The sequence below is a fragment of the Stappia sp. TSB10P1A genome, from assembly GCF_900185725.1.
GTDB lineage: Bacteria > Pseudomonadota > Alphaproteobacteria > Rhizobiales > Stappiaceae > Stappia.
Window position 1 is genome coordinate 1 of the sequence record NZ_FYAU01000049.1, and the last position, 9,684, is coordinate 9,684.

12 protein-coding genes are annotated in these 9,684 nt (G+C 68.1%); all 12 read left to right on the forward strand.

All coding sequences use genetic code 11. The annotated features are described in order from the left end of the window. Positions 1-80: 80 nt before the first annotated feature. The gene (locus TSB10P1A_RS22665; protein ID WP_186390241.1) at positions 81-1,487 is read left to right on the forward strand and encodes a terminase large subunit domain-containing protein; all 1,407 of its coding nucleotides are present in this window, start codon (positions 81-83) and stop codon (positions 1,485-1,487) included. A 64-nt stretch (positions 1,488-1,551) separates the two neighbouring features. Continuing rightward, positions 1,552-3,576: a phage portal protein gene (locus TSB10P1A_RS22670; RefSeq protein WP_244293221.1), complete on the forward strand. Its 2,025-nt coding sequence runs from the start codon at positions 1,552-1,554 to the stop codon at positions 3,574-3,576. Between the two features lies 1 nt (position 3,577). Next, positions 3,578-4,312, forward strand: a complete 735-nt coding sequence (locus tag TSB10P1A_RS22675) for an HK97 family phage prohead protease (protein ID WP_186390243.1) — start codon at positions 3,578-3,580, stop codon at positions 4,310-4,312. A 359-nt stretch (positions 4,313-4,671) separates the two neighbouring features. Next, a complete protein-coding gene (locus TSB10P1A_RS22680) occupies positions 4,672-5,982 on the forward strand; it encodes a phage major capsid protein (protein WP_186390244.1) in 1,311 nt (436 codons plus the stop codon). Positions 5,983-6,078: 96 nt separating this feature from the next. Further along, positions 6,079-6,345, forward strand: coding sequence for a hypothetical protein (locus TSB10P1A_RS22685; RefSeq protein ID WP_186390245.1), 267 nt, complete (start codon positions 6,079-6,081; stop codon positions 6,343-6,345). Between the two features lie 4 nt (positions 6,346-6,349). Next, positions 6,350-6,805, forward strand: a complete 456-nt coding sequence (locus TSB10P1A_RS22690; protein ID WP_186390246.1) for a helix-hairpin-helix domain-containing protein — start codon at positions 6,350-6,352, stop codon at positions 6,803-6,805. Positions 6,806-6,987: 182 nt separating this feature from the next. Beyond that, positions 6,988-7,575, forward strand: coding sequence for a hypothetical protein (locus TSB10P1A_RS22695; RefSeq protein ID WP_186390247.1), 588 nt, complete (start codon positions 6,988-6,990; stop codon positions 7,573-7,575). Between the two features lie 11 nt (positions 7,576-7,586). Further along, positions 7,587-7,775: a hypothetical protein gene (locus TSB10P1A_RS22700; protein ID WP_186390248.1), complete on the forward strand. Its 189-nt coding sequence runs from the start codon at positions 7,587-7,589 to the stop codon at positions 7,773-7,775. Position 7,776: 1 nt separating this feature from the next. After that, on the forward strand, positions 7,777-8,121 hold the full coding sequence (locus tag TSB10P1A_RS22705) for a hypothetical protein (RefSeq protein ID WP_186390249.1): 345 nt from the start codon (positions 7,777-7,779) through the stop codon (positions 8,119-8,121). Further along, positions 8,121-8,366 carry a hypothetical protein gene (locus TSB10P1A_RS22710; RefSeq protein WP_186390250.1) on the forward strand — a complete coding sequence of 82 codons (246 nt, stop codon included), beginning with the start codon at positions 8,121-8,123 and terminating at the stop codon, positions 8,364-8,366. Before TSB10P1A_RS22705 ends, TSB10P1A_RS22710 begins: the two co-directional genes overlap by 1 nt. A 6-nt stretch (positions 8,367-8,372) precedes the next feature. Beyond that, on the forward strand, positions 8,373-9,059 hold the full coding sequence (locus TSB10P1A_RS22715) for a hypothetical protein (RefSeq protein WP_186390251.1): 687 nt from the start codon (positions 8,373-8,375) through the stop codon (positions 9,057-9,059). A gap of 3 nt (positions 9,060-9,062) precedes the next feature. Further along, complete coding sequence (locus TSB10P1A_RS22720) at positions 9,063-9,515, forward strand: phage morphogenesis protein (protein WP_186390252.1); 453 nt, start codon at positions 9,063-9,065, stop codon at positions 9,513-9,515. The last annotated feature ends 169 nt before the right edge of the window (positions 9,516-9,684 follow it).

The window sequence follows — 9,684 nt, forward strand, 5'->3', positions numbered from 1 at the left end:
GTGTCGCGGATCGGCAAGGCGCACGGCGTCTCCGAAGAAGCGATGCAGCTCATCACCCAGCGTCTGGCGGGCATCGCCTGATGGGAAACGCCCGCATCATCCCGGCCAATACCGAGGCGATCTTCCTCCCGTATCAGGCACGGTGGATCGCCGACCGGTCGCGCCTGAAGCTGATCGAGAAGAGCCGCCAGATCGGCCTGTCCTGGTCGACCGCCTATGCTCAGGTGTCGCGCATCGCCCTCGTGTCGGCGCGCCTGGACGAATGGGTTTCGTCGCGCGACGAGATACAGGCGCGCCTCTTTCTCGAAGACTGCAAGCTGTGGGCGGGTATCGCCGACATCGCCGCTCGCGACATGGGCGAGATGGTGATCGACGACGAGAAGAAGCACAGCGCGCTCGTCTTGCAGTTCGCCAACGGCCGGCGCATCCACTCCATGAGTTCCAACCCGGACGCCCAGGCTGGCAAGCGCGGAAGCCGCGTGCTGGACGAATTCGCCCTGCACCCGGATCCGCGAAAGCTCTGGTCGATTGCCTATCCGGGCATCACCTGGGGCGGGCAAATGGAGGTGATCTCCACCCACCGCGGATCGAAGAATTTCTTCAACACACTCGTGCGCGAGGCGAAGGAAGGCGGCAACCCGAAGAAGCTCAGCCTGCACACCGTCACCCTGGAGAACGCGCTGGATGACGGGTTCCTGTGGAAGCTGCAGCAATCCCTGCCGGCCGAAGACGAGCGGCAGGAGATGGACGAGGCGGCCTATTTCGATTGGGTGAAAAGCGGCGCGGCCGACGAGGAAAGCTTCCAGCAGGAGTACATGTGCAAGCCGGCCGACGACGATGCGGCTTTCCTCGAATACGACCTGATCGCCTCGGCCGAGTACGCGCAAGGGGCCGATTGGCAGACGCCCGAGGGCGGCACCCTTTACGCCGGGGTCGATATCGGCCGAACGCAGGACCTGACCGTCCTTTGGGTGGTCGAGCTGCTGGGCGACGTCCTTTACACGCGCCATGTCGAGACCTTGAAGAAAATGCGGAAGTCCGAGCAGGAAAAGGTGCTCTGGCCCTGGTTCGCCAGGTGCGCCCGCGTCTGCATCGATCAGACAGGCCTCGGTATCGGCTGGGTGGATGACGCCCAGGATCGTTTCGGCGAATACGCGGTCGAGGGCGTTTCCTTCACCGCCCAGTCCAAAGAGGCGCTGGCCTATCCGGTGCGTTCGCGCATGGAGGAGCGGCGCATCCGTATCCCCTATACGGGCGAGATCCGCGCCGACCTGCGGCAGGTGACCAAGCAGGTGACGGCCGCCGGCAATATCCGCTTCACCGCCGAGCGGACCCCGGACGGCCACGCCGACCGGTTCTGGGCGCTGGCGCTGGCTATCCACGCGGCGGACGGCGTCAAGGCGCAGCCGTGGCGCCCGCTCACCCCGGCGCCGCCTGCCGGCGAGGCCCGTACTCTTGATGACGACTGGATCCCGCAAGATGCGTAAATGGCTTTCAAAGGCACTGTCCGCCATGCGTCACGCGCCGGGCTGGGGAGCGATGCGGCTACCCATGACACGCACGCGCTACGACTATCGCAAGGCCATCGGCGACGGTCTCGACGCGTCGGTGGTGACGGCGCCGATCCAGTGGATCCAGCGCGCTCTGCCCGAGGCACGCCTGACGATCCATCGCGTTGGCCGCAACGGGCTGCGCGAGGAGGTGGCCGACCATCCGGCCCTGCGTCTGATCGCACGGCCAAACGCCCATTACGGCGACATTGCGCTCTGGTCCGGCACGGTGCTGTCCTGGTGCCTCGATGGCAATGCCTACTGGCTCAAGGTCCGCAACGGGCTCGGCCGGCCGGGCGAGCTCTGGTACGTGCCGCACTGGACGATGGAGCCGAAGGGCTCGGACGACGGGTCGGAATTCCTGACCCACTACATCTACAGGCCGGGCGGCGGCATCGCGCCGATGCGGATCGACCCTGCGGACGTGGTGCACTTCCGGCACGGGATCGACCCGCGCAATCCGCGCAAGGGCATTCCGCCGCTCGACGGCGTTGTCCGCGAGATTTTCATGGATCTCGAAAGCTCGAATTTCGTCGCGAGCCTCCTGCGCAATATGGGCGTGCCCGGCATGGTGCTCAGCCCGAAATCCGGCGGCCAGGTCTCGGACGACGACGTGAAGGCGACCAAGGCGTGGATTGACCAGGCCTTCGGCGGCGACCGGCGCGGCAAGCCGCTGGTCATGGGGGCGCCGACCGATGTCAGTCAGTTCGGGTTCAATCCGCAACAGATGAATATGAGCGAGGCGCGAGACATCGCCGAAGAGCGGGTCTGCGCGGCGCTCGGCATCCCGGCGGCTGTCGTCGGTTTCGGCGCCGGCCTGCAATCGACCAAGGTCGGCGCCACCATGACCGAGCTGATCAAGCTCGCCTGGCGCAATGGCGTGCTGCCAGTGGGCCGCGCGTTCGCCGACGAGCTGGACCGCTCGCTCGTACCCGATTTCGGCCGGGCCGAGGGCCTCAAGGCGGGCTGGGACACGAGCGAGGTGCTTGCCCTGTCCGACGATGAGGACAAGCTGACGACGCGCGTCATGTCGCAGGTGGCCGGCGGACTGATCACCCTGGCCGAGGGGCGCGATGCGCTCGGCTGGGATGTCGACCCGTCGCATCAGATCTATCTGCGGCCGGCGATGGCACTCGAAACCCCGGCTGGATCGGCGCCGGCCGCGCGTTCCAGCGCGGCACTCCCGGCACCGCAGCCAAAATCCGGCCAGAAAGCGCGGGCGACGCCGGCGCAGCGGCGGGCGGGCGCGGCCTATGTGCGGGCGCTCCAGCAGCAGGAGGACCCGCTGCAAAAGGCGATGGAGCAACGGCTCTTGCCGTATTTCGCGGGGCTCGGCCGCGACGCGGCGGCGGCTGCCCGGCCGCTGCTGGCGGCGGAGGACCTGACGCCGAAAGACGCGCCCGCCGGCGAGACCAAATCCGGCGAGACCAAATCCAGCGACCTGGTCGTGGCGCAGATCCTCGACGCTCTCGGCATCCCGGCGCATCGGACGGCACTCCAGCGGGTCTACGAGGGTCATTACCTCGACGTCGCGAAGAAAGTCTCCGATGCGGCCGGGCTGATCGGCCTCACCGCCACGTTGCCCGATCCGGTCGCCCGCTCGATCGTCGGCGCCGGCGGGCGGCGCGCGGGTCTGATCGACCTGGAGGCGCAGACCCGCAAGGCGCTGTTCGAGGCCCTGGCCGATGGCCGGGCGGCGGGCGAAGGAGCGGAGGCGCTGGCGACGCGGATCTCCGAATATGTCGAGGGCGGCCCCTGGACAGCGCCCGGCATCCGCGCCAGGACGATCGCGCGCACCGAGACCAAGTACGCCCAGAACATCTCAACTGTGGAGCGCGCCAAGGCGGCGGGCGTGCAACGCTTCGTCGTCTTCGACGGCCGGCTTGGTCCGGGCCGGTCGCTGGAGGAGCATATCGCCCGCGACGGCTCCATCGTGACGGCCGACGAGGCGGCGCAGATGGCTGCGGACGAGCATCCCAACGGAACATTGAGTTTTGCGCCGCATTTCGGCGAAGGAGAGGACTGACATGGAGACCGAAACCAAGGGCCTGAAAGTCAAAGACGTTGACGATGCTGGCAAGGGGTTGGCCCGGCTCGCCACGCTGTCGGCCATCGACCACGATGGCGATACCTATGCGAAAGGAGCCTTCGCCTGGAAGGAGCAATGGGTGCCGATTATCCCGGCCCATGACCGCAAAGCTCCGCCGATGGGTAAGGCCCGGCTCTATGAGGCGGGAGACGAGGCGCTGGCCGAGCTGCACCTCAACCTCAAGACCGCGAGCGGCCGCGACTGGCACGAGAATCTCAAATTCGACCTGGTGACCGGTACGCCGGTGCAGGAATGGTCGTACGGCTATGACGTCCTGGACAAATCGGATGAGCTGCGTGGCGGCGATCCGGTGCGAGTGCTCAAGAAGCTGGACGTGCACGAAATCTCCACCGTCATTCGCGGCGCTGGCAAGGGATCGGGCACGCTGGCGATGAAGTCCCACTCGGCCTTTTCGGAGCAGCTCGACCATCTGATCGCGGCGCTGGACGACGCGATCGGCCGGGCCGGCGACGTCAAGGCCTTGCGGGCGGCGGACGGGCGCCCGCTCAGCCCGGCGCGCCTTGCTCAGCTCGCCGACCTGAAGAGCCGCCTGGACACGCTGATCGGTACCGGTGAGGCGGACGAGGAGGCGGCGCGCAAAGCGCATTCGGATCTGGAGCGGCTGGCCGCCGATCTGATCACCGCCGATGCGCGCCGCCGTATCCGGCGGTGACATCGAAAATAAGCCCCACGGAGCGCGCTGGCGCCCCGTGGCGCATCATCGGGCGCGAAAACCGCGTTCGCGCGTCCTGCCCCCTTTGAGACCCCTTTGACGGCGATGCTGCCGGCTTGCCGGCGCCCCTGGATGCGGCCGCAGCCGTCATGGGTGGATTTGCGCTCGCGGATCGGGCACTCTTTGCCCTGATCTCTCCCCGGCATCTCTCCCCTCATTGCGCCTCCCGCGCACCTGCGCGGATGTCGGCGGACCCGATACCTCTCCAAACTCGCTGACGTTACCTGGCCCGCGCTGACGCGGGCATATCCATTCAGGCCGCGCGCGGACGCGGAGGCCTCAGCGACCAGAGAGACGCGATGTCGACCCTCGATGAAGTCCGCGAAAAGCTCGCGGCAAAGCAGGACGAGCTGAAAAAGGTCTTTGACGAGGCCGAAGTTACCACCGACAGCGGTGAGAAGTCCTACGACTTCGCCCGCGTCAAATCCCTCGGCGATAATGTCCGGGGCTCCATCGCCGTTGCCGAGAAGGTCAAGGCGATGGATGACGAGCTGAACGAGCTCGGCGAGAAGGCGGACAAGCTGGAGGCGGCCGAGCGCGCCGCCAAGGGGCTTGCCGAGCGCGAGAAGGTCCGGGGGCGCCCGCCGATGCCGGGCGGCCGGGGCAATCACCCGAGCGTCGCCGATCGGGTCAAGTCGCTCGGCGAGATGCTGGCCGAGGAAAAGGCGTATTCGGACTGGATCAAGCGCGGTACGCCGGGCGGCATCGATTTTTCCTACGATGTCCTGCCGTCCGACGTTCTCGCGAAGGCCATGCAGGTCGAGACGCTGCTGACCAAGGCGCTGATGACGACCGCCGCCGGCTATGCGCCGGAGAGCGTACGGCTGCCCGGCTTCGTCGAGGCGACAACGCGCCCGCTGCAGCTCATCGACATCATCCCCATGGCGCAGACCGGTCAAGCGGTCATCAAGTACATGGAGGAGACGACGCGGACCCACGGGGCGGCGGAGACGGCGGAGGGCGGTACCTATGCCGAGTCGACCTTCATCTTCACCGAGCGCTCCTCCGACGTGCGCAAGATCACCGACAGCGTGCCGGTGACGGACGAGCAGCTCGACGACGTGCCGATGATGTCCGGCTACGTCAACGGCCGCCTGATGTTCGGCGTGCGCCAGCGGTTGGACACGCAAGTTTATGTCGGCAACGGCACCGCGCCGAACCTGCGCGGCATCGTCAATGTCGCCGGCATCCAGACCCAGGCGCGGGGTGCCGATCCGGTGCCCGACGCGTTCTACAAGGGGATGACCAAGGTCCGCACGATCGGCCGCGCGGTGCCGACGCATCACGTGATGCACCCGGAGGACTGGCAGGGCGTGCGGCTGATGCGCACGACGGACGGCGTCTATATCTGGGGCAGCCCGTCCGAGGCAGGCCCCGAGCGCATGTGGGGCCTGGCGGTGGTGCAGGCCGAGGCACGCGCCGCCGGCTCCGGCCTGGTCGGCTCTTTCCAGCCGCCCTGGATCACCCTGTTCGAGCGCTCGGGCGTCGACATCCAGGTCGGCTATACCGGTACGCAGTTCGTGGAGGGCAAGCGGACGGTGCGCGCCGACATGCGTGCGGCCCTCACCCTCGGCAGGCCGGCAGCTTTCTGCAACGTTACCGGCCTCTGAGACATCGCTGGCCTCTGACTGGCCGGCCTTCCGGCCCCGCCGCTTGTGATGCGTCACGGCGGGGCCGGGTGACCCGTAGCAACCGAGGGTATCATCATGCCGACAATCACCGGATTTTCCGTACCCGTGGGCTGCGCCCTGATCCCTGGCGGCCCCGTGGGCGAGCACCAGGTGCCGGGCAGCATCAAGCCGGGCGACACGCTGCTGTCGGTCGAGCACATCACGGACGGGGCCACGCCGACGCGGGTCGACCGCACGTCGGAATTTTCCATCCACCCCACCAAGGGCGGCGTCATCGAGAACGACACCACCGACACCACGGGCGACTATCTGCACGTGCTGTGGGCGAGCAACGAGGATTGATCTCATGCAGACGGCACAGGAAAGACTGTATCTGACGGCGGACAGGGACCGCGTCGTGCGCGAGGGCGACAGGGCGGCGGCTTTCCTCTACGCGGCGCCCGGCGACGAGATCCCGGACAGCGCCGCGCAGCGCTTCGGCCTGGTCGGCGGGCGGCTGCCGGACGGCAAGGGCAAGCCGGCCACCGAAGACAAGGAGCGCAAGCCCGCCGGCGACAAGGAGAAGGCGCCGGCCGATACCAAGGGCGGCGGCCAGGCCAGCGACGATCTCACCCAGATCAAGCGCGTCGGCAAGGCGACGGCGGTGGCCTTCGCCGCCGCCGGCATCACGTCCTTCGCCGCGCTTGCCGCCGTCGACCCCGAGCACCCGCCGGTGGCGATCTCGGGCGCCGGCGAGGCGGATTGGGCCGCATGGGTGGTGGAGGCGCAGGAGCGGATCGAGGCGGCCGGCGGCGGCGCGTAATCCCGAAGCGAAAGCCCCCGAGGGCAACGGCGCGACAGTCACGGCCAGGAGCGGAGCTGGAGGCCAGGACGACAGCGTGACGGGAGGGGCGAGTAGGCGGCGCCGGGCCGTGGGACCCGGCTGCAACGTCTGACGGGGGACGAGACAGCCGGGGGAGACCGGCACTTTTCAGGAGGCTTCGAATGGCTCTCATAGACCGCGTCAAAACGCGCATCGGGTCGGACCTGCCCGACGACGAGCTTGCGGCGATGATTGCCGGCGTCGAGGCGGAGATCGATGCCCGTTTCGGCCCGGCCGGGCCGATCACCGTCGAGTTCGGGGACCTGTCCGATCCGGACACGCGGGGCGTGCGGACCTTGCGCCTCGCGCGGCCGCTCGATGCCGGAGAGCCGGTGACCATCATCGAGACGGACCCCGGCTGGAGCGGCAGCGGGGCGAACGACATCACGCTCTCGCCCTCCGACTATCGGGTCCTGCACGGCGGGCGCACGTTGCTGCGGCTGCTGGACGGCGACAACGGTCGCTCGCATTGGGCGCCGCTGGTGTCGGTCACCTACACGCCGACCGGCGCCCAGGGGCTGAGGGACGAGGCTGTGATCCGCATCATGGCGCTCGATACGCCAGGACAGGCGGCGGCCGGCCTCAAGAGCGAGCGCGCCGGCGACTATTCGTGGACGGCCGCAACGGGAGCCGAGCGGGCCGAGGCTCGCGAGGCGGTGTTCGCCTGGCTCGGCGTTGCCCTGGGCGGCAGCGCCATGCCGATGGCGTGAGGGAGAATAAAGTGCCAGACCTCAGTGGATTGATCGTGGTCTTTTACGTGGCGGTCGGCGGCGTCATCGGCGCCCTGCTGATCCTGCCGGTGGCGGTCGCCGCCATCTGGGTCGGCGGACTGATGATGTGGGCTTGGGTGCTGCCCGTGCTCGGAATGGTGGTTGGGGCTGCGGTCGGCGCCCTCTATCTGGCGCGCTGACATGATCGCCGGACGGCTCACCATGCGGGCGCTCGTCGAGCGCAACCAGGCGAGCGGGCGCGACGGCTGGAACAACCCGATGGCGCCGGATTTCCAGCCGCTCGGCACCCTGCGGTGCTTCGTCTGGTCCAATTCCTCGCGTGAGATCGTCGACGGCGACAAGACCGCCATGGTCGAGGACATGCGGGCGTTGTTCGCCCTCAGCGCGGATATCGCCGAGGATGACGAGATCGCCGGCATCACCGATGCGAAAGGCACCACTCTGATCCCCGGCCGCCTGAAGGTGGAGGGGCCGGTGCAGCGCAAGCACACGCACCTTGAAGCGGCCTTGAAAAGGATCGGGTGATGTACCAGACGCGATATGTCGGGCGGGATGTCGAGGTGCTCACAGACGCCTCGCCGGTGTGGCGGGATCGGTCGGAGATCGCACCGGCCGGGCATCTGATCTGGGTGAGCGACGGCGCGTCTGTCTGGCTGCTGGAGGGCACGGGAGCGCCTTTCCCGGCCCAGGCTACGGCCTGCAAATGGTGGACGCCGGCCTTGATCCCGCGCCTCCCGTCAGGGGCGGTACCGGCCGCACTCTCGGACTGACCCAAGATGGCGCAGAACACATCCCCGGCCGTGATGGCGCAGCGGATCGAGCCGCACGACAGTCTCGACTACTTCCCGACGCCCCCCTGGGCGGTGCGGGCCTTGTGCGAACACCTCGACACCTGGGGGAGCATCGGTGCCGCCTCGTGCTGGGAACCGGCCTGCGGATCGGGCGACATGGTCCGGGCGCTGAAAGGCTATTTCGGCGAGGTCGCCGGCTCGGATGTTCACGACTACGGAGGGCCCGACCAGGACGAGGTTGCGGATTTCCTGTTCCCGGCACTGCCGGCGCTTGCAGACGGCTGGCCGGCCGGGGCACCAGACTGGATCATCACCAACCCCCCGTTTCGCCTTGCCGAGGCTTTCGCTTTGCGGGCGCTCGACCTGGCGGGGGAAGGTGTGGCGCTGCTCGTGCGCACGTCCTTTCTCGAAGGCGTCGGCAGGCACGAGCGGTTGTTCGCACGGTTCCCGCCCGAGTGGATCCTGCAATTCACCGAACGGGTGCCGATGGTCAAAGGGCGGCTGGACGGGGGGGCGTCCACCGCCACGGCCTATTGCTGGATCGTCTGGGTGCAGCCATGCCCCTCTGGTAGCGGCCGGGCGCCGCGTCACCCGACCCACTTTCCCGCGTTCCGCTGGTTGCCGCCGTGTCGCCGCCGCCTGGAGCGGCCGGGCGATTATCCGGAGGCGTAATCGGTGGCGCGCAAGTCGAAGTCACTCAAGTGGTACGGCAAGGCCGTGAAAGAGGCCATGCGCGCGGCCCAGATCGACGGGGTCAACCAGACCATGGCCGCGTGCGTGCAGCACGCGAAACGAAACCACACCTGGAACAATCAGACGGCGATTTTGGAGGGCGGCATCGATATCGCCGAGTATGCGGCGCCCCACAGCGGCGGCGTCAAAGGGACGTGGGGGGTGCGCGACGTGGTCTATGCGCGGATCCAGGAGCTCGGCGGCACGATCAGACCCAAGACCGCGCAGGCCCTGAAATTCCGCCTGGACGACGGCACATTCGCGGTCGTCAAGCAGGTGACGATCCCCGCGCGGCCTTATCTGCGCCCGGCCGCCGATGAGGAATATCCCAAGCTCGCCGACCGGATCAGGGCCTCGTATAAACGCCGGGCGAAGCGGCGCAAGACGACGCCTTGACAGCTCAGGCGCGCGGCCGGATGCTCCGGCCAATCTCCCGCCCCTCCCCGAATATCGACGTCTCCCGCGCACCTGCGCGGATGTCCGGCACGCGCCGCCGCCGCCATAGTCGCTTCCTGTAACCCCGGCACCCGCCGGGGTCTTGAGGTGGTGCAATGGCAGATCCGAT